The following is a 20299-nucleotide window of genomic DNA, read 5'->3' as shown; positions in this document are numbered from 1 at the left end:
GGCACACTCAAGCCAGCTTTCAAACACCTCTAAAAGAAAAACCCCGCCAAAATATGACGGGGTTTGTCAGCGGTCTGGGACCGTCACATTGACGGTCCTTTTTTGCTTGTGTCATGGCCTATCGATTGTTAAAGTTAACAAAGTTAACATAAGAAAATCGAGATACGAGTTTATGGGGAAATACCACCACGGCGACGTCCGTAATGTCCTTCTACAGCAAGCTGAAAACATCCTGACCGAAGAAGGCCCAAGTGGCCTGTCGTTGCGACGTCTTGCGCGGCTTACCGGTGTTTCGGAAGCAGCGCCCTATCGCCATTTTGACGGTAAGGATGGCATTTTGGCGGCAGTAGCGATTGATGCGTTTGAACGCTTTGCCGAACGGCTTGAAAATGTTGCTGCAAATATCAAAAAACACGAAGAGCGCATCATGGCGCTGGGTGCGGCCTATGTGCATTTCGCGGTCGATTTCCCGCAACATTTTCGCCTGATTTTTGGCCGGGAACGCCCGCCATTGGATCAATATCCCGAACTTCGCGAAGCAGCCGATAATGCGTTTGATGTGTTGCAGCGCGCCGTTACATCGGTTGATCGCCGTGCCGACATGACCCTGAACGAGGCGGCCACCGCCTATAACCGCGCGCTGGCCGCATGGAGCCGCGCACACGGTATCGCCATGCTGGTGATTGACGGCATGATTGTCCCGCCTGCCGATCAGGAACTGGACGATTTTGTTCTGGGCCTGCTTGCCGAGGACCTGACCGCACCGGACAATACCTGATCTGAAATTCCCGTTTCCGATATCCCAAAATTCGAAGGCTGTCCGCGATGGAATATACCACCGTTAAATTCATTCACCTTCTGGGTGCCGTACTGTTTCTGGGCAATATCATCGTTACGGCGGTATGGAAAAGCCTGGCCGACCGCACCAGAAACCCGGTGATCATCGCCTTTGCCTGCCGGTTGGTGAATGTCACCGATCTGGCCTTTACCGCCTTTGGCGCGGCTCTGGTCGTGATTGGTGGGGTTGGTCTTTTTCATGCCGGAGGCGTTTCGCTTTCCGATAGCCCGCATCTGACGATTGGCATCAGTCTGTTTGCCATGGCGGCAACCCTTTGGCTGGTCGGGCTTTTGCCCTTGCAACTATATATGTCGCGGATTGCCGCCAAGACGGTGGCGGCGGGTGAAACCATCATGCCAGATGCCTATGATAAATGTGTAAGGCTTTGGACGATGCTGGGCATTGCAGCAACCCTGATGCCGGTTGGCACCCTTTGGTTCATGATTGCCAGATAGTGCCAAGATCAAGCCTAAAGCGTGCGGCGACGACGGGTCGCGATCAGAAGGGCCACAACCACCGCCGCACTGCCCATGATGTGCCACTCATTGAACATCTCGCCCAGGATGACAGCCCCAAGGATCGAGGCGACAAAGGGCTGCAACAGCAGGATCATTGATCCGGTCGCCTCGTCCACGCGCTTCAGCCCGACCGACACCATCCCCTGCCCCAAAACATGCACCAGCATCGCAAGACCGATCAGCGCCAGCCAGCCTGTTATATGTGGCGGCAGGACGAAATTGCCTTTGATCACCATCATCACGCCCAAGGCAATCATGGTGGTCAGGGTGCTCCAGAACATGATTGATGCGGCACTGTGATTGCGGCGCAACCGGCTGATGACAATCAGATATCCGGCATAGAAAAAGGCCGCCAGAACGGCAAAGGCATCACCCTGCATCGATCCTGCGCCAGTTTCACTGGCCCGAAACAGGAAATAACCGCCGATAATCGCAAACGGCACCCCGCACCAGAACATCACACCGGGTTTGCGCGCGATGCCAAACAGACCAAGAAACCCGATAATCACCGGTGCAAGGTTGTTAAGCAAAATCGCATTGCCGACCGTCGTCATTTCGATCGCCATATGACAGGCGACCAGATCGGCGGCAAATAAAAGACCGGCAAGGATCATCAAACCCGTATCATGCTTGCGCACGGAAACACCATTTCCGACCGCTGGTTTTGATGATCCTGCCGGCATCAAGAAGACGGTCGCGCCCAGCAAAGGAGCAGCAAGCGCAACACGCCAGAAAGCCGAGGCATCGGGTGACACACCGCTGAACCGCACAAAAATCGGACCAAGCCCCATAAGGATTGCCGCAACTACGAGGGTTAAAATGGCCCAGAATGATGACTGGACCATCCGCGTGACCCTTTCGGTTCCCGGTGCAATTTCCGTGGTGGCGGAGGGAATAGCAGATGCGTTTCCGGTATTGCGCAGGATGTCGGGCAAGACATGGGGCATGGTCTGGTCTTTCGGAACGGGGGCGATGTGCAGGTTGTGCAAAATGCGCCTTGGCTGATAGCGCTTATCTTGCAGCAGTGCTATATCGATGTGAAATTGCTTCGCCTTATCGTCGGGATAAATTGCGCTTATGGCTCTTCTCAATGTCGATATTGATCTGCTCAGAACGTTTCTGACCGTGCTGGATACCCAAAGTTTCACACGCACGGCTGAGCGCCTTTTGCGCACGCAACCTGCCATCAGCCAGCAGATCAAAAAGCTTGAAGATACCGTTGGTGCGCCGCTGATCACGCGTGATCGCAATGCCATTACCCCGACCACGACCGGCCTTGTCGTCAAATCCTATGCCGAAGGGATCATCGGCCTGAATGACAAGATGCTGGCCGATCTTCTGGATGCTGCCCCCTCGATTTTGCGCATCGGCCTTCCGGATGATTATGCCGCGATTTACCTGCCGGAAATCTTGCGGATTGCGGCGATCCGCCTGCCGGACACGGAAATCAGCTGCCACGCCGATATCAGCCGAAATCTTGGTAAACGGGTTGCCAATGGCGATCTGGATCTGGCCATCCTGACCGCCGATCCCGACACGCCCAGCCTGCATGTCACATCCGAACCCTTGGTCTGGGTGGCCGATGCCGGTTTTGATCATCAAGCGCGGCCGTTACGGCTGTCGCTGTTCCACGATGGCTGCGTCATTCGCCATTACGTTACCGATGCCCTGTCGCGCCAGGATATCGCGTTTCGGATCAGCCACAGCAGCGACTCCAATTCCATGATCATCACCGCAGTTGACGGCGGCCACGCCATCGGCGCAATGCCCAGATGCACCGCGGAATATGCCGGAATGCAGATTATCGATGATCCATCATTGCCCAGCTTGCCCAAGGTCGATATCGCCCTTCTGGTCCGCGAACAGGCCAATCCGGCGGTTCGGGAACTGGCACTTGGCGCAATTGCCGCCCTTGCGCCAGTCCGAAGCACCACCAGCGAGCGGGTCTAAACCGACCCCGTGATTGCGCATGCTTCCACCATGTGAAAAGACGTTTTATCGGGTTGATCGAAGAAGACGGCAAACCATAAGATGCCCCGGCATAATGCGTGATTTTAACGATAAACCTGCCGGAGAAGCCCGATGCTGACCATCAAACGCCTGTCGATCGATGATGCCAAAATCCTGATCGAAGGTGCACGCAACCGTGCAACTGAAATCGGCGTTCCGATGTGCATTGCCATCACCGATGAATCCGGTGTTTTGATTGCCTTTGAACGCATGGATGGCGGCAAGGTCACCAGCACCACGATTGCCCAGGATAAGGCATTCACCGCCGCGGGTGCGCGCAAGGCGACCCATGAATATGCCGCCGCGGCCCAGCCGGGCATGCCAGCATTCGGTATCGATTCCGAAGTCGGCGGTCGTCTTTCGATTGTCGCCGGTGGATTGCCGGTATCGGTTGATGGCGATGTTGTCGGCGGAATCGGCGTCAGTTCAGGCACTCCGCCGCAGGATCAGGATTGCGCCCAGGCCGGTATTGATCATTTCCTGAAAGTGATCGGTAAATAAGCCCATCACTATTGGCGGGAATCGGTAATGATTACGCCGATTTCCGCCCGCCGATCAGAAATTCGACATTGCCTTCGGGCCCGGTGATCGGGCTTGTCGCGATGCCAAGCACCTGCCAGCCCGGCAGATTTGCCAGCCAGTCGGAAATGGTGTCGCAGACTTCCTGATGCAGTTCCGGTTCACGGACCACGCCCTTTTTCCCGACGCGTTCCTTGCCGACTTCAAATTGCGGCTTGATCAATGCAATCAGCCAACCACCCGGTTTGACTAGATCGAGGCTTGCTGGCAACACGGTGCGAAGGCCGATGAAGCTGGCGTCGCAGACGACGATATCGATGGGATCGGGAATTTGTTCGGACGTGATGTGACGCGCATTGGTCTTTTCCATCACGACAACCCGGTCGTCATTGCGCAGTTTCCAGTCAAGCTGCCCCTGCCCGACATCAACCGCAAAGACCTTGGCCGCACCGTTTTGCAGCAGGACATCGGTAAAACCGCCGGTCGAGGATCCGACATCAATGCCGGTAAAACCGGTGACATCGACGTCAAACTCGGCCAGACCCTTTTCAAGCTTGAGCCCGCCGCGCGAAACCCACGGATGGGGTTGCCCGCGCAGGGTCAGCGAAATGTCTTCCTTGCATTGCAGCCCCGGCTTATCGAGCCGTTGCTCGCCGCTAAAGACATTGCCTGCCATGATGAAAGCCTGTGCCTTGGACCGGGTTTCCACCAATCCGCGTTCAACAAGCAACTGATCCAAACGTTTCTTTGCCATGCGCGGGTTTTAGCGCAAAGTTCCGAAGAAATCTAGCTTGCCAGCGGCTCAAGGTAACCACGCGGCACAATGGCCAGAAGATCGTTTAACGCCTCGCCCTGAACCGCGACATGCTGATGCATCAGTCGGCCCGCCCGTTCGGCATCGCCAGTCGAAATCGCATCAAGGATTTCGGAATGTTCGGCATTGGATTTTTTCACGCGCCCCGGCCGGTGCAACTGCAAACGGCGATAGGGTGCGAGCCGGTTGCGCACATTCTTGGTCTGGCGTTCAAGGAAGCTGTTGCGGCATCCGGCGTAAATCACTTCGTGGAAATTGACGTTGGCCTCGTAATAGGCATCGGCATCCGCATGTTCCTGAAGCGTGCCGCATTCATCGCCAAGTGCCATGAGTTTTTCGATATCGGTACGCGCCATGCGCCGTGCAGCCAGACGCGCACACATGGCTTCCAGTTCAGCCATGACTTCAAACATTTCAATCAGATCGGCCACGGTGATCGAGGCAACGATGGTGCCGCGCCGAGGCATGGTCGCCACCAGCCCCGACCCCGCCAGCGTTTGTAACGCTTCGCGGACCGGGGTGCGTGAAACACCAAACCGTTCCGACAGGCTACGCTCGTCCAGCTTGTCGCCGGGTTTAAGAACACCGGTGACAATATCGCGTTCAAGTTTCTGAACCAGATCGGTGGCGAGCTTGCCGTTCCGTGACATGAGAAGCCTCATCCTTGCGCTGCAATCGTGGTATACCAGAACATAGAAAATGGTACCGCGCAAAGCCTTTTACGTGCTGCTTTGCACCGAAATTCTGCTGCATCGCAAAAGTTACCTGGCAAGAAACGGCTAAAATGGCTGCAATCCTTGAGCGCACATCTGTGGCACTGCAATACACATTTCTGGTATACAAAAATCCATAGACAGGATGCCAGAAATCTGTAACGCTTTTTGATATTGCGAAATCCGCACCAATAAAAAGACGTGTCAACACGTCACAAATGCATCCAGAAACGCATGCTTCATCCGGGAGGAAAAGATGAAGATTTTCAAACGTACTCTTACGGCGTCCGTCGCCGCTATTACCCTGTCCATCGCTACTTTTGGCATGTCCTCGAACGCTGATGCGGAAACGCTCAAGCTGTCGCACCAGTGGTCGACCGGCGATGTCCGCCACAAGGTCGCCCAGATCATTGCCGACGAAGTCAAAGCGGCCAATGTCGATCTCGAAATCCAGATTTTCCCTTCCGGCTCGCTGTTCAAGGCGAACGAACAGTGGACGCCGATGGAACGCGGTCAGCTTGACATGATCGTCTATCCGCTGGCCTATGCCGGTGGCCGTATTCCGGCAACCAACCTGACGCTGATGCCGGCACTGGTTAAAAACCATGACCACGCCGAACGCCTGAACAACTCGCCTTTCATGGCAAAGATGGAAGAACTCCTGAATGAAAACGGGGTTGTTACCATTGCCAAGGGTTGGCTGGCCGGTGGCTTTGCCTCGACCAAGGGCTGCATCCGGGTTCCGGATGACGTCAAAGGCCTGCAGATCCGTGCCGCTGGCAAATCGTTCGAACAGATGCTTCAGGGTGCCGGTGCATCCATCGCCGCAATGCCGAGCTCGGAAATCTATCCGGCCATGCAGACCGGCGTTCTGGATGCCACCAACACCAGTTCCGCCAGCTTCGTTTCATACCGCATTTATGAACAGGTCAAATGCTACACCCCGGCGGGTGCCAACGCGCTATGGTTCATGTATCAGCCGGTTCTGATGTCGAAGAAAACCTATGACGGTCTGAACGACGCCCAGAAAGATGCCCTTGCCGCGGCGGCCAAAAAGGCCGAGGCGTTCTATTCCGAAGAAGCCCGTAACGAAGATGCCAACAGCGTCAAGGTTTTCAAGGATGCCGGTGTTGAAATCGCCGATCTGACCGACGCCGACTTCAAGGCATGGCAGGAACTTGCCAAACAGACGTCCTATGCGAAGTTTGTTGAAGAAACCCCGGGCGGTCAGGAACTGCTCGATATGGCTCTTGCCGTAGAATAATGGTCTCGTGGCGCCGGATGCATGCCGGCGCCACTTCTTTTCCGCTTTTTTGCGACGAGCTTGATCTTCAGGAGTCCCAGCGTGGCGAACGCAGTTTTCCCCAATTCCCTTCCGGTCGACCTGCCTGACGAAGGCGATGGCGCACCGCGCGCGCGGTCGAACCATAACAGTTTCCCGCCGCCACCCGATGTCGAACCGCTGCCTGAAAAAACCGGCAGCACCGGCACAGGGACGCGCCCTGATCCGATGAAACCGCGTGGCCCGCTTGATCACGCAGTCAATGTCGTTCACTTCCTGTCAAAGACCTGTGGTGTTGTCGCGGCATCGATGTTCTTCATTGCCATGCTGCTGATCTGCCAGTTGGTCTTCATCCGCTATATCCTGAATTCCTCGACCGTCTGGCAGACAGAAGCCGTGATTTACCTGATGATCGGCGGCACCCTAATCGGTCTGCCTTATGTGCAGCTTCTGCGCGGGCATGTGAATGTCGATCTTCTGCCGATGTATCTGAAACGCGGGGCGCGCAAACTGCTTGCGGTTGCGACCCTGCTGTGCGGCCTTGCCATCAGTGCGATGTTTGCCTTTTACGGCATCGAACTGGTGATCGAAGCCTATCAGGGCGGGTGGAAATCACCGTCGATCTGGGCCCCCGCATTGTGGAAGCCCTACCTGATGCTGCCGGTCGGTTTTGGCCTGCTGTTCCTGCAATTCCTCGCCGATCTGATGTGCCTTCTGACCAACCGGTCGAAAGCCTTCCATATCGAAGACAACCCGTTTTAAGGAGCCGGTGCAATGGATCCGCTTTCTCTTGCCGCGCTCGTTGGCATTGTCACCACCCTGATCCTGTTTTCCGGTATTCCGGTCGGTATCGGTCTTTTGATGGTCGGTGTCGGGTTTATCTGGATTTTCGATGGCGCAAGCGCGCTGCCGCTGCTGCCTGAAATCCTGTTTTCCAAACTCGAAAGTTTCGAAGTTCTCGCCATCCCCATGTTCATCCTGATGGGGGCGGTTGTCGCATCATCCCGTGCGGGTGGTGATCTGTATTCCGTGCTGGATCGCTGGTTAACGCGTGTGCCGGGGGGATTGGTCATTTCCAACCTGGGGGCATGCGCGATCTTTTCCGCCCTGTCGGGATCGTCACCTGCGACCTGTGCCGCGATTGGCAAGATGGGCATTCCCGCCATGCGTGAACGCGGTTTCCCGAGTTCGGTTGCCGCCGGGTCAATCGCGGCCGGTGGTACACTTGGCATTCTGATCCCGCCCAGCGTCACCATGATTGTTTACGGCATTTCGACCGACACATCGATCGGGCGCCTGTTCCTTGCCGGTCTTCTGCCGGGTCTGATGCTGACCGCGCTGTTCATGGCCTGGTCGCTTTATTCGACCTGGCGTCAGGGCAATGCATCGGTTGCACTGGCATCGGTGACCTATAGCTGGAAGGAAAAATTTGAAATCCTTCCGCGTGTTCTGCCGTTCATCGTCATTATCTGTGCGGTTCTCTTCGCGCTGTATGGCGGGGTGGCAACGCCGTCCGAAACGGCGGGTGTTGGCGCGCTGTTCTGCCTGATTGTCGCGATGATCATCTATCGCATGTGGCAGCCGGGCAAGCTTTGGAACATCATGCGCGACACGACCCGTGAATCGGTGATGATCCTTCTGATCATCGGGGCTGCCGGTCTGTTCAGTTACATGCTGTCCTCGCTGTTCATCACCCAATCCATCGCACAGTGGATTTCCGCCCTTGACGTCAACCGCTGGGTTCTGATGGGATTCATCAACGTGTTCCTGCTGATCAGCGGTTTCTTCCTGCCGCCGGTTGCCGTGATCCTGATGTCGGCCCCGATCCTTTTGCCGGTGATCGTCAATGCCGGTTTTGATCCCTACTGGTTTGCGGTGATCCTGACGATCAACATGGAAATCGGCCTGATCACGCCGCCGGTTGGCCTGAACCTTTATGTCATTAACGGGATTGCACCTGACATCCGCCTGCAGACCATCCTGAAAGGTGCGATGCCCTATGTGCTGTGCATGGTGGTGGCCATCGTGATCCTGTGCTTCTTCCCGCAAATTGCCACATGGCTTCCCGAAACGGTCATAGGAGGAAGTTAAAATGTCCGGAATTTCCGTCAGAAGCTGGATTTCCAGTATTGCCGATCGCGGCCGGGAGCTTCTTGACCTGCCGCTTTCGACACCGCAGGACCCGTTTGCCCAGCTAAAGGCAATGTGCAAGGACCTTGTGTCGCAAAAGGGCGAAGCCCGCGGCACCGCCGTTGCGCGCGAAGTGGTGCGCCTCTGGGAAATCCTGCCCGAAGAGGATCATCTGCGCTTTTTTGAAATGATGCAGAACGATTTCAGCGCCAACCGCACCGAAGTCAGAAAGGCCGCCGAAGCCTTTGCCAAGGATCCGTCCGAAGCCAATCTGGCGGTTCTGACCCATGCGTCGGAACCCGCCCGGCAGGAGCTTCTGCGCCGGATCAACATGGCACCGGGCGGCACGCGCGCGATTGTCGACATGCGTGAAACGCTTCTGGGCCTGATCAAGGAAAACCGCCATCTTGAACCGCTTGATGCCGATATGGGGCATCTGCTGACAAGCTGGTTTAACCGGGGCTTCCTTGAACTGCGTCATATCGATTGGGATACGTCGGCCTCCATCCTTGAAAAACTGATCCGCTACGAAGCGGTTCATGAAATCCAGGGCTGGGATGATCTGCGCCGTCGTCTGGCAACGGATCGCAAGTGCTTTGCCTTTTTCCATCCGGCGATCCCCGATGATCCGCTGATTTTCGTCGAAGTTGCCCTTGTGCATGGCCTTGCTGACAGTGTTCAGGCGCTTCTGGCACCGGAAATCGATGAAACGGCCCCGCAAAAGGCCAATACCGCGATTTTCTATTCAATCAGCAACTGCCAATCGGGCCTTAAGGGCATTTCGTTTGGCAATTTCCTGATTAAACAGGTGGTCGAGGAGCTTAAACGCGAGTTCCCGAAACTTAGACAATTCGCCACCCTGTCGCCGATTCCGGGCTTCATGGGATGGCTGCGCACCCGCCAGAAAAGCAAGTCTGACGACGCCGATATCGCCGCCATCGTCCTTGCCGCGATGGAAGACGACAGCTGGATCGAGGATGCGGAAAAAACCGCCGAACTGAAAAAACCGGCGATGATGCTGTGTGCGCGCTATCTTGCGACCTGCAAGCGCGGCAAATCGCCGCTTGATCCCACCGCGCGCTTCCATCTTGGCAATGGGGCACAGCTTGAACGCCTCAACTGGCTGGGCGATACGTCGTCCAAAGGCTTGCGTCAGGCAGGCGGGATGATGGTCAATTACGCCTATCACCTTGATGATATTGAACGAAACCACGAAGCGCTGATGAATGACGGCAAAATCGCCGTTTCGAAATCGGTCATGCAGCTTACGGGAAACTAGGACAGAACCATGTCGGATAATCTTTTCAACGAATTTACCAAACGTTTCCCGGCGGATCGCGCTCGTACCTTCCTGATCGAACGTGATGGCACCGAGCGCAGCTTTGCCTGGTTGCTGGATCGCACCGCGCGTTATGCCACGGTTCTTGCCGATCATGGCGTGGTCAAGGGTGACCGTGTTGCCGCCCAGATCGACAAATCATCCGATGTGATCGCGCTTTATCTGGCCTGCCTGCAGCTTGGCGCCATTCACCTGCCGCTGAACACGGCCTATACCGGTGATGAAATCGCCTATTTCCTTGGCGATGCCGCACCGCGCGTTTTTGTCTGCCGTCCGGCCCATATTGATGCTGCCAAGACCCTTGGCGCGCAGAACAATGTCGGTGCGGTCCTGTCGCTTGGCGACAAGGGCGATGGCACGCTAAATGATCTGGCCGCCAATGCCAAACCGCATGGCGACGTTGCCGACGTGACCAAGGATGACATTGCCGCCATTCTGTATACGTCGGGCACGACGGGCCGGTCCAAGGGGGCGATGCTGACGCATGGCAATCTGGGGTCCAACGCGTTAACCCTACATAAGGCATGGGGCTTCAAACCGGGTGATACGCTTTTGCATGCCCTGCCGCTATTTCACACGCATGGTCTGTTTGTTGCGATCAATATCATGCTGGTCAATGGCGGCAAGGTGATCCTGCTTCCGAAATTCGATGCCGATGACGTGGTGGAACGCCTGCCGAATGCCACGGTTCTGATGGGGGTTCCGACCTTCTATACAAGGCTTCTGGCGCATCCGAAGTTTGACAAGGATCTGGTGGCAAATATGCGCCTGTTCGTGTCGGGGTCCGCGCCGCTTCTGGCGGAAACCCATGATGCGTTCTTTGACCGGACCGGGCACAAGATCCTTGAACGTTATGGCATGACCGAAACCTGCATGAACACGTCAAACCCGCTTGACGGGGAACGTCGTCCGGGGGCGGTCGGCCCGACCCTTCCGGGGATCGAGGCGCGGGTTTGTGACAAGGATGGCAATGTTTTGCCGGTCGGTGAAATCGGCGTGCTTGAAGTTCGCGGGCCCAACGTTTTCAAGGGTTACTGGCAGATGCCGGAAAAAACCGCATCCGAGTTTCGCAAGGACGGATTCTTTATCACCGGCGATCTGGCGACCATCGGCGAAGACGGTTATGTCACCATTGTCGGGCGCGACAAGGATTTGATCATTTCGGGCGGCTTCAACGTCTATCCCAAGGAAGTCGAGGAAATCATTGCCGAATATGACGAGGTCGAGGAAGTCGCGATCTTTGGCCTGCCGCATCCCGATTTTGGCGAGGCGGTTGCCGGGGTGATCGTCCCGGCCAAGGGCACCAAGCCCGATGCCGAGGCGATCATCAAACGCACCCAGGACAAGCTTGCGAAATTCAAGGTGCCCAAACGCATCTGGATGCTCGACGAATTGCCGCGCAACACGATGGGCAAAATTCAAAAGGCGCAGTTGCGCAAGGACTATGCCGATACCTTTGCAACCCCGTCCGGCAAGACTGCCAACGGATAGGTGCACACTCTGTTTCGTTTTCCCGTGTCTCCCTGCTGTCTTGCAGACAGCCAAACTCTCTCACCGGTCGGAAATTCTGGCCGGTGTTTTTTTGAGCTACCTAAATAAAGTTCTTGATTTGTTCTTTTTGTTGTGGTAGAAAAGAAAAGTCAACGGGATAAAAGCGCCCGGACCAAAACCCGCAAAGCGTGATTCGCTTTGCGGGTTTTTGCGTTTGGGGCCAGATGAAAGTGATGATGATGCAGCAGCACAAAGACAGACCGATCCGGCAGCAACATCGCCGGGTGATGACCGGCGGGTGGAAAAGCCATTACGGAGGTTTTGCGCCCGTGTCCTAACCCACCCCAAGGTCCCCCAAAGGTCAAGACGGGAGAAGTGCGCCTTGTTGGCAAGGCAACCGGTAAAATTGTGATCGACAGCGGCTGGGCTGCGCCGGGCAGCATCTGGCAAGCGGTGGCGGAGATGAGTCATGACGGGAGAGGTGCGTCTTGTTAGCAAAGTAATGGCGAGATTGCGATCTGGCAGCGTCCGGGCTGCGTCTGGTGGCATTTGGCAGCGTTTGGGAATGTCTGGCAAATGGCAGCGGGTGATGGGTCGGTTGGTACAACTGCCAGAGGTCATTCTGCGGTCTGGTTTTCCGTGTTCACAAAACGAGGGATATTCCCCGATGTATCGAACGCAGCAAAGGCGTGCAGAAGTCCGGGGCAGGTGCCGCATGGGAGGATCGTCAAGGCGGGCAGTTTGCCATCCTGCTGAGGGAAAGCCAGATGCGCGACGACCGGATGCGCGACAGCAGGATCGCAGTGCGGGATGATCGATGTCCGCCCAAACGCCCCCCTTCCCCTGCCCGGTGAGCTAGGGCATGACGACGACGGGTCGAGACTGGCTTGGGCAGGTCTAGGGAGGTTTGGGCGCGGCACCACACGGCAGAAAACGTGTTCAGCAAAATCGAAGGATGGCGGCGCATCCCGGCAGATGGTTTTGACCGCGGCAAAAGGGTTGTGTGAAGAGGCTCCGTGATCGACACTCAACACCAACGGATCATGCAAACGATTAAATTTCGGCTGATGCGTTGCATCGGGCCGGAACAGGTCCATTTTCAATGCGTTGATAAAATTCACCAATTCCTTCCATCTTGATACGGGCAAAGCAGAACATGAACAACTTCCCTGATCCCAAGGTCGCCTTCGTCACCGGTGCTGCGCAGGGTTTGGGGCTGGGGATTACGCAGCATCTTCTGTCGACGGGATGGAAGGTCATGCTGTTTGATCTGGATGCGGATGCCGGGGATGAAGCCATCACCGCCCTTCCCGAAGATCAGCAGGAACGTGCCCTGTTTTTCAAGGGCGACATTGCCAATGAACGCGATGTTGCCATTGCGGTTCAGCAGACCGTCGACCGGTTCGGGCGTATTGACGGACTGGTCAATAATGCCGGGATTGCCGACCCGCATTCGGGATCGTTCGAACATCTGGATTGGGAAAGCTGGCAACGGGTGATCAATGTCAATCTGGGTGGGGCGTTTCTGGCGGCCAAACATGCGACACAGCATTTGCGCAAGACCCGTGGGGCGATTGTCAATATCGCATCGACCCGCGCCTTTCAGTCCGAAGCCAATACCGAAGCCTATGCCGCGTCAAAGGGCGGCATGGTTGCCTTGACCCATGCCATGGCGGTCAGCCTTTCGGGGGCGGTGCGGGTCAATGGCATTGCGCCGGGCTGGATCGAAGTTGGTGACTGGCAGAAATCATCCGCCCGCGAAGAACCGCAACATCGGGATATCGACCGGCAGCAACACCCGGCGGGGCGCATCGGAACACCTGATGACATCGCAAAAATGGTCGCCTTCCTGCTTGATCATGAACAATCAGGCTTCATGACCGGCGAAACCATCCGTATTGATGGCGGCATGACGCATAAAATGATTTATGCCGATTAAGCGGGCCATGCCCGGCTTACCAAACAGCGACGATCCACCCCATGATTGAATAAATGAACAATTACATCAATATTGATAATAATAATCATTTATATTGAGATTGATTATCAATAGTGATAATCAGCACCCCATATCGATCCCGCCGGGGGGCGGGGAAATTCGACCTTGGGGTTTTTCATGCCGATCACACCGATTTTCAAACGTCATACATTCAGTACCCTATTGCTGGCATCTGTCAGTATGTCTGCTGTTGTTGCCCTTCCCGCCCATGCGCAGGACGCGACGGAGAGCAGCACAAACAGCACACAGACCGAAACCGACGATGCCATCAGACTGGCCCCGATCCGGGTCGAAGATCAGGCAGCATCACAGGCAGGCGATCCGACCCCGCCGGTCTATGCCGGTGGTCAGGTCGCGACGGGTGGCCGGGCCGGTGTATTGGGCAACAAGGATAATCTGGATATCCCGGTCAGCATCACCAGCTATACCAGCGAAGTGATCAGGAACCAGCAGGCCGATACACTTGCCGATGTGGTTGATAACGATCCGGGCGTTCTGACATCCTATAGCTATGGCGGATCGGGTGACCGCTTCATGATCCGCGGCTTTGTTCTGGATGGTGATGATGTGATGCTGGACGGCCTTTATGGCACGGCACCGCGCCAGTTGATCGATATGTCGATGTATGAGCGGGTCGAAGTTGTCAAAGGCGCATCGGCATTCATCAACGGCATGTCACCGGGCGGCAGCGGCATTGGCGGCGGCATTAACCTTATCCCCAAACGCGCGACAGATGATCCGATCACCAGTGTCACGACATTCTATGAAATGAACAGCCAGACCGGCGGGCATGTCGATTTCGGACGGCGTTTTGGCAAAGATAACCAGTTCGGCATTCGTGCCAATCTGAAATATGGCGACGGTGAAACCGCCATCAATGACGAAGACCGCAACAGCCAGATCGGGTCGCTGTCATTCGATTATCGTGGCGATGATACCCGCATCACGGTCGATGCCGGGCATAATGAAAAGAATATTGATCATGGGCGGACATCGGTAAATCTGCTCGGCACGCTTACGAACATCCCCGATGCGCCGGATGCAAGCCATAACTATAATGCGGATGGGACATGGGCCGACCTCGAGGACAACTTTGTCCAGGGACGGATCGAGCATGATGTGAACGACTATCTTATGGCCTATGCCGCCGCAGGCACCCGCCACATGGAAGAATCCGGGATTTATTCGACCCCGCGCATTACCGGTACTGATGGCACCATGACCTATGGCGGTTCGACCATCATTCGCGAAGATACGACCAATAGTGCGCTGACCGGTGCGCGCGTTAAATTTGAAACCGGCGTGGTAAAGCATGAACTGAATGCCGGGGTTTCCTATCTTCAGAACAAAAGCCATCAGGCATGGGCGTTTTCGCCCGGTGCGTCGGCGTTTACCGGCAATATTTACGGGCCGACACCCACAGGCTATCCGGCGCTGGCAGCGCCATCAGGCAATCTGAGTGATCCGGGGCTTCGTAATATCAACGAACTGACCAGCTATTTTCTGGCTGATACCGTCAGCTTCCTTGACGACCGCGTCAGTGTCACGGGCGGTATTCGCCGTCAGTCGGTCAATACCAAGCAGTTCGATCTGACCAGCGGTGCACAATCAAGCAACTATGACGCGGACGAATATACGCCAATGGTCGGGATTGTCGGCAATGTGACCGATCAGGTGTCGGTTTATGCCAACTATATGGAATCCCTGTCGCCCGGCGAAACAGCCGCCAGTGCGGCAAGTGACGCCACCCTGACCAACCCGAGCGAACAGCTGGCGCCTTACACGTCCGAACAATATGAAATCGGGGCAAAGGCCGATTTCGGCAGCTTTGGCGGTAGTGTCGCCCTGTTCCAGATTTCCAAACCGTTTTCTTATAAAAACGCCAGCAACACCTTTGCCGCGGACGGCGAACAGCAGAACCGTGGCGTTGAATTTCAGGTCTTTGGCGAGCCTGTGACCGGCACCCGCATTCTGGGTGGTATCACGGTTTATGATGCGGAACTGTCCGATACCCAGAACGGCACCAATGACGGCAACACGCCCATCGGCATTCCCGATTATGTTGCCAAGCTTGGCATCGAATATGACCTGCCGTTCCTTAAAGGTGCGACGGTCAATGCGCGTGCGGTTCACACAGCATCGCAATATGTCAATGCGACCAATACCCTTTCGATCCCGTCATGGACGCGCCTTGACCTTGGTGCGCGGTACACCACCGAGGTGCACGAATATCCCGTTACCATCCGTGCCAATATCGAAAACGTCACGGATAGCGATTACTGGGCATCGGCCAATGGCGGTTACCTGACGATGGGGGCACCGTTGACGGCAAAGCTGTCTCTGACGGCGGATTTCTGACTTATCTTGGTTGGTCGAAGCATCGGGCAGACGGTTTCCGTCTTGCCTGATGTCAATAAATCGGACTTATAACCGACGAAAACATCTGCAACGATGGCAACGTGCTGTGTAAGATTATTTCTGTAGATTAGTAAAGGAGATTGGAGACAATAGAGACCGCTTCATCCAAGTTTGCGGTCACTGAGCACCCATTAACTTCCTGCAAATTTGTGTTTTTTGCAGTTACTAGATGGCAGAGTGATTTTTCTGTAAAAAAAGTATCACAGTAGGCTAAAGCGCTTACTGCATGCTCAAAGTCGAAGAAGTCATTGGCTTTGAAATTCCTACCTTTGTTCCAGCGCAGTGCTGCGTGAAGACTGGCCTCGACGTGGATCGTAGGAAACCAAAAACGTGCCTTTGGAGACAAGCGCAGTAGGTTGCCCACCATGTTGCAACACAATCTCTTTGCTTCTCGCCATTCCTCAGAATCCCTAACAGGCGCACGGCGTCCATCTTTACGAGCTTGGTAAACCGCAAATCCAGCAAACTCATCACCCAACAGATCAACCGCACCAGCAACCTCATCAATGTAGACCTGTTGATAGGATTTGATTTCGCTTGAGTGATGATGGATATCAGCAGACAGGCGCCTAGCGGATTCTTGGGAACGCTGCTGATCCCAACCGATTTTCTCCTCAGATAATCGTCCGAAAAAATCAGTGAGACTCAAGTTCCATAATGTGTCCACAAAGTACTTCTGGAACGAAAAGTTTTCGTCAGCCGACAACTCAGAATTAGTCGGAAAAAGATAACCAAGTGCGTAAGGGATTTTAGTCCAGATAAGCTCGCGGACCTCGTAAAGATTACAGCTTCCGTTAAACTTACTAAGGAAATGAGCAAACTCCGTTGCTGCACGCTGTTCGCTTGGGAGCAGTGTAACTCCTAGGCTTAGTTCATCTATTAATCTGGCCGAACCGATCCTGCGCGAACTTGTATTCTTCTGTTTTGCCACTTCGATAACAGTGCTGGCACTTACCGGACAAATCAATCGTCCAGAATTCACCCCAAAACGTAGCAAACGGATTAGTTCAGTTGACGTAGGGGTCTTGGTTTCCCGCAAGAGAATCCAAAACTTGGTATCTAGGTAGATCTTGAAGCGCCCCAAAACTAACTTGGAGAGTTCTATTTGTTTTTCACGAGCATAAGCAAAGATAGGATCATTCATACGAAACCTCCCCATGAATGATCGCTATAAATAGCTTTCCTGCCCACGTTTAGACCTTTTCCCAAGTGGTCTCAGGCGCGTGCCTTGCTTTCGGAAAGGCCAAGTGCGCCAAGGGCGGTTTTGACGATGCTTTGCGCATCAAGTCCTGCCTTGGCATATTGAATATCGGGCTTGTCATGATCGATCAGGGCGTCGGGCAAGGCCATGGTGCGGACTTTGAGCCCGTGATCCAGCAGGCCGTTGCCCGCCATATGTTGCAGGACCATCGCACCAAAGCCGCCGATGGAGCCTTCTTCAATCGTGATCAGGACTTCGTGGTTGCGGGCCAGATCGGCGATCAGGGCATGATCAAGCGGCTTGGCAAAGCGGGCATCGGCAACCGTTGCCGGAAGGCCGCGTGCGGCAAGGTCTTCGGCGGCCAGCATCGCCTCTGCCAGACGGGTGCCGTAGGACAGGATGGCGATTTTGCCGCCTTCGCGCAGGATGCGACCCTTGCCGATTTCAAGAACCTTGCCCTCGGTCGGCATTTCAACGCCAACACCCTCGCCCCTCGGATAGCGGAACGCGCTGGGCCGGTCATCAATCGCCCATGCGGTTGTGGTCATATGGACAAGTTCGGCCTCGTCCGCCGCCGCCATCAGAACGATATTGGGCAGGCAGCCAAGATAGGCAATATCATAGGCCCCGGCATGGGTTGCCCCGTCCGCGCCGACAAGCCCGGCACGGTCCATGGCGAAACGAACCGGCAGGTTCTGGATGACCACATCATGCACCACCTGATCATAGGCGCGTTGCAGGAAGGTCGAATATAGCGTGCAAAAAGGTTTGTAACCCTCGCACGCCATGCCCGCCGCAAAGGTCACGGCATGCTGTTCGGCGATGCCGACGTCAAAGGCACGATCGGGGAACCGTTCGGCAAAGATATTAACCCCGGTACCCGACGGCATGGCCGCCGTGATCGCGGTGATCTTGTCATCGGTTTCGGCAAGACGGGTCAGCGTTTCGCCGTAAACCTTGGTGTAGGATGGTGCATTGGGTGTGGCCTTGGCCTGCTTGCCGGTGACGACGTCGAATTTGGCGACACCATGATATTTGTCGGCGGCATTTTCGGCCGGGCCATAGCCCTTGCCCTTCTGGGTCACGACATGAACAAGGATCGGGCCATCGACATCCGCATCGCGGACGTTTTTAAGCACCGGCAGAAGATGGTCCAGATTATGACCGTCAATCGGCCCGACATAGAAGAAGCCCATTTCTTCAAACAGGGTCCCGCCGGTCACCATGCCGCGGGTATATTCCTCGATCTTGCGGGCGGCTTCTTCGATCTGGCGCGGCAGGTGTTTGGTCAGGCCCTTGGCCGCATTGCGAAGGCCCTGATAGCCCTTGCCCGAAATCAGGCGTGACAGATAACCCGACATGGAGCCCACCGGCGGGGCAATCGACATGTCGTTATCATTCAAGATCACAATCATGCGCTGATCGGCGGCGGCGGCATTGTTCATCGCCTCGTAGGCCATGCCGGCACTCATGGAGCCATCGCCGATCACGGCAATGACGTTTTTGCGTTTGTCATCGGATAACTGATTGGCAACCGCCATGCCAAGCCCGGCCGAGATCGAGGTCGAGCTGTGCCCGGCACCGAACGGGTCGTATTCGGACTCGGACCGTTTGGTAAAGCCCGAAAGTCCGCCGCCCTGACGAAGGGTTCGGATACGATCACGCCGCCCGGTCAGAATTTTATGCGGATAGCATTGATGCCCGACATCCCAGATCAGTCGGTCATCAGGGGTATCAAACAGGTAATGGATCGCCACGGTCAACTCGACCACGCCAAGCCCGGCCCCCAGATGCCCGCCGGTGACGGACACGGCATCAATCACCTCGGCGCGCAATTCATCTGCGACCTGCTTCATCTGCGCGGGCTGAAGGCTACGCAAGTCAGCCGGGATTTTAATCGTGTCCAGAAGCGGGGTCTTGGAGGTCGTGCTCATACCGATCTCGATTTTCAGTTTTGTGTGGCGTTTTTTATATAGTCGTCAAACCAACAGGGTGACGTTTCCTAAGCCCTATTGCAAGCAGCGTAAAATAAACAGCTTCGCCATAATTAGCGACCCTGAAAATCACATGATTTGATGTCACTTAGGAACTTCAGCACCACCTGTTCAACAGTGCGGTGAATATCAGTGCGTTCGCGCCCGAAATCCCGGCATAAATAACCAAAGTTTTCAGCAATATAGGGTGTGCAGGGTGGCAGGAATGAATAATGCCCGGCCCCCTTGACCTTAACAAACTTTGCCCGTCCGCGCAGAAGGGTGCGAAAATGCGCGGCATTGGCGGTTTCGGGCAGGATTTCATCGGTATCGGCCTCGATAAACAGCATCGGCACCGTGACATCGGCAAAGCCCGCATCGGTCGCGGCAACGCCAAAGGCCGGGGTTACGGCAATCACGCCTGCAATCCGGTCATCGCGTGCGGAAACAACCGGGCCGCCATAACGATCATGCAACTCATCGACCATGTCATCACCCGGTACATGCTGGCAAATCACGCGATCCAGATCGGCATTGATCGCGCAATAGCTTTGCCAGGCGGCGGCATCAAACCGCCAGCCCGCCATTTTAAGCACCGTCGCCCCGCCCGCCGAATGGCCGAGCGCGTAAATACGATCCGTATCGATATGGGTTGCGATCCCGTCATGGCCCAGCAACAGATCAAGAGCCAAGCGCATTTCGCGCGGACGGCGTTCGATGATCGTCAATTGCCGCGCATCGGACGGATCAAGGTAATTGTCGCCATGATGCTGCGGGGCGGCGACGATATAGCCGCGCCGTGCAAGATATTCCGCCAGCCAGAACTGATTGAACCGGTGCCCTTCGGACCCGTGCGAGAACATCACCAGGGGATAGGGCCCGTCATCAGCAAAATCCGCATCGCGGGCCGCGGTTGACGTGACACCCATATGACGCACGGAGCCTTCGGCGGCATGCGACGGATACCAGATCGCCAGCGGGAACGGGTCCTTGTCAAACAGCCGGTCACGAAAACCGGCTGTATATCTGGTTTGCTGGCTCATGTCAGGGGGAC

At 55.6% G+C, this 20299-nt stretch carries 19 protein-coding genes; 12 read left to right on the top strand and 7 right to left on the bottom strand.

Annotation, left to right across the window (positions count from 1 at the left end):
• Positions 1-172 precede the first annotated feature (172 nt).
• Both BC440_RS04500 and BC440_RS04495 read left to right on the top strand, forming a co-directional pair.
• The gene (locus BC440_RS04500; RefSeq protein WP_007090888.1) at positions 173-778 is read left to right on the top strand and encodes a TetR/AcrR family transcriptional regulator; all 606 of its coding nucleotides are present in this window, start codon (positions 173-175) and stop codon (positions 776-778) included.
• Positions 779-825: 47 nt separating this feature from the next.
• On the top strand, positions 826-1293 hold the full coding sequence (locus BC440_RS04495) for a DUF2269 family protein (protein WP_037989996.1): 468 nt from the start codon (positions 826-828) through the stop codon (positions 1291-1293).
• A gap of 14 nt (positions 1294-1307) precedes the next feature.
• On the opposite strand, the gene BC440_RS04490 is transcribed toward BC440_RS04495, so the two are convergent.
• Positions 1308-2201: a DMT family transporter gene (locus tag BC440_RS04490; RefSeq protein WP_175484463.1), complete on the bottom strand. Its 894-nt coding sequence runs from the start codon at positions 2199-2201 to the stop codon at positions 1308-1310.
• On the opposite strand from BC440_RS04490, the gene BC440_RS23070 reads away from it, so the two are divergent.
• The 3 genes from BC440_RS23070 to BC440_RS04480 all read left to right on the top strand — a co-directional run bounded on the left by BC440_RS23070 (position 2176) and on the right by BC440_RS04480 (position 3867).
• Positions 2176-2361 (top strand): hypothetical protein, encoded by a 186-nt coding sequence (locus tag BC440_RS23070; RefSeq protein ID WP_175484462.1) that lies wholly within the window; start codon positions 2176-2178, stop codon positions 2359-2361. The genes BC440_RS04490 and BC440_RS23070 overlap by 26 nt on opposite strands.
• 72 nt (positions 2362-2433) lie before the next feature.
• Positions 2434-3306 carry a LysR family transcriptional regulator gene (locus BC440_RS04485; protein ID WP_071239657.1) on the top strand — a complete coding sequence of 291 codons (873 nt, stop codon included), beginning with the start codon at positions 2434-2436 and terminating at the stop codon, positions 3304-3306.
• A gap of 132 nt (positions 3307-3438) precedes the next feature.
• Positions 3439-3867 (top strand): heme-binding protein, encoded by a 429-nt coding sequence (locus BC440_RS04480; protein WP_007090884.1) that lies wholly within the window; start codon positions 3439-3441, stop codon positions 3865-3867.
• Positions 3868-3898: 31 nt separating this feature from the next.
• Here BC440_RS04480 and BC440_RS04475 read toward each other — a convergent pair whose 3' ends face one another.
• Together BC440_RS04475 and BC440_RS04470 are read right to left on the bottom strand one after the other, a co-directional pair.
• A complete protein-coding gene (locus BC440_RS04475) occupies positions 3899-4639 on the bottom strand; it encodes a TlyA family RNA methyltransferase (protein ID WP_071239656.1) in 741 nt (246 codons plus the stop codon).
• 32 nt (positions 4640-4671) lie between these two features.
• A complete protein-coding gene (locus tag BC440_RS04470; protein ID WP_071239655.1) occupies positions 4672-5349 on the bottom strand; it encodes a GntR family transcriptional regulator in 678 nt (225 codons plus the stop codon).
• A gap of 319 nt (positions 5350-5668) precedes the next feature.
• On the opposite strand from BC440_RS04470, the gene dctP reads away from it, so the two are divergent.
• The 5 genes from dctP (at position 5669) to BC440_RS04445 (ending at position 11654) form a co-directional block, all read left to right on the top strand.
• The gene (gene dctP / locus BC440_RS04465; protein WP_071239654.1) at positions 5669-6676 is read left to right on the top strand and encodes a TRAP transporter substrate-binding protein DctP; all 1008 of its coding nucleotides are present in this window, start codon (positions 5669-5671) and stop codon (positions 6674-6676) included.
• An 81-nt stretch (positions 6677-6757) separates the two neighbouring features.
• Positions 6758-7456, top strand: a complete 699-nt coding sequence (locus BC440_RS04460; RefSeq protein ID WP_037990007.1) for a TRAP transporter small permease — start codon at positions 6758-6760, stop codon at positions 7454-7456.
• Between the two features lie 12 nt (positions 7457-7468).
• Entirely contained in the window at positions 7469-8785 is a 1317-nt protein-coding gene (locus BC440_RS04455) for a TRAP transporter large permease (protein WP_007090879.1), read from the top strand.
• 1 nt (position 8786) lies between these two features.
• Complete coding sequence (locus BC440_RS04450) at positions 8787-10103, top strand: malonyl-CoA decarboxylase (protein ID WP_071239653.1); 1317 nt, start codon at positions 8787-8789, stop codon at positions 10101-10103.
• A gap of 9 nt (positions 10104-10112) precedes the next feature.
• Positions 10113-11654, top strand: coding sequence for a malonyl-CoA synthase (locus tag BC440_RS04445; RefSeq protein ID WP_071239652.1), 1542 nt, complete (start codon positions 10113-10115; stop codon positions 11652-11654).
• Positions 11655-12271: 617 nt separating this feature from the next.
• Here BC440_RS04445 and BC440_RS22580 read toward each other — a convergent pair.
• Positions 12272-12775: a hypothetical protein gene (locus BC440_RS22580; protein WP_139192075.1), complete on the bottom strand. Its 504-nt coding sequence runs from the start codon at positions 12773-12775 to the stop codon at positions 12272-12274.
• 35 nt (positions 12776-12810) lie between these two features.
• On the opposite strand from BC440_RS22580, the gene BC440_RS04435 reads away from it, so the two are divergent.
• On the top strand, positions 12811-13593 hold the full coding sequence (locus BC440_RS04435; RefSeq protein WP_071239650.1) for a glucose 1-dehydrogenase: 783 nt from the start codon (positions 12811-12813) through the stop codon (positions 13591-13593).
• 177 nt (positions 13594-13770) lie between these two features.
• Positions 13771-16011: a TonB-dependent siderophore receptor gene (locus BC440_RS04430; RefSeq protein WP_071239649.1), complete on the top strand. Its 2241-nt coding sequence runs from the start codon at positions 13771-13773 to the stop codon at positions 16009-16011.
• A 127-nt stretch (positions 16012-16138) separates the two neighbouring features.
• On the opposite strand, the gene BC440_RS04425 is transcribed toward BC440_RS04430, so the two are convergent.
• From BC440_RS04425 to BC440_RS04415, 3 genes are all read right to left on the bottom strand, one after another.
• Positions 16139-17215, bottom strand: a complete 1077-nt coding sequence (locus BC440_RS04425; protein ID WP_139192074.1) for a hypothetical protein — start codon at positions 17213-17215, stop codon at positions 16139-16141.
• A gap of 71 nt (positions 17216-17286) precedes the next feature.
• Positions 17287-19206, bottom strand: coding sequence for a 1-deoxy-D-xylulose-5-phosphate synthase (gene dxs / locus BC440_RS04420; protein WP_071239647.1), 1920 nt, complete (start codon positions 19204-19206; stop codon positions 17287-17289).
• Positions 19207-19319: 113 nt separating this feature from the next.
• Positions 19320-20288, bottom strand: a complete 969-nt coding sequence (locus BC440_RS04415; protein WP_071239646.1) for an alpha/beta fold hydrolase — start codon at positions 20286-20288, stop codon at positions 19320-19322.
• Positions 20289-20299 lie beyond the last annotated feature (11 nt).

The organism is Thalassospira sp. MIT1004, assembly GCF_001858545.1.
Classification (GTDB): Bacteria; Pseudomonadota; Alphaproteobacteria; order Rhodospirillales; family Thalassospiraceae; genus Thalassospira; species Thalassospira xiamenensis.
The sequence above is the reverse complement of the archived record's forward strand: the minus strand, read 5'-3'. Positions and strand labels throughout refer to the sequence as shown.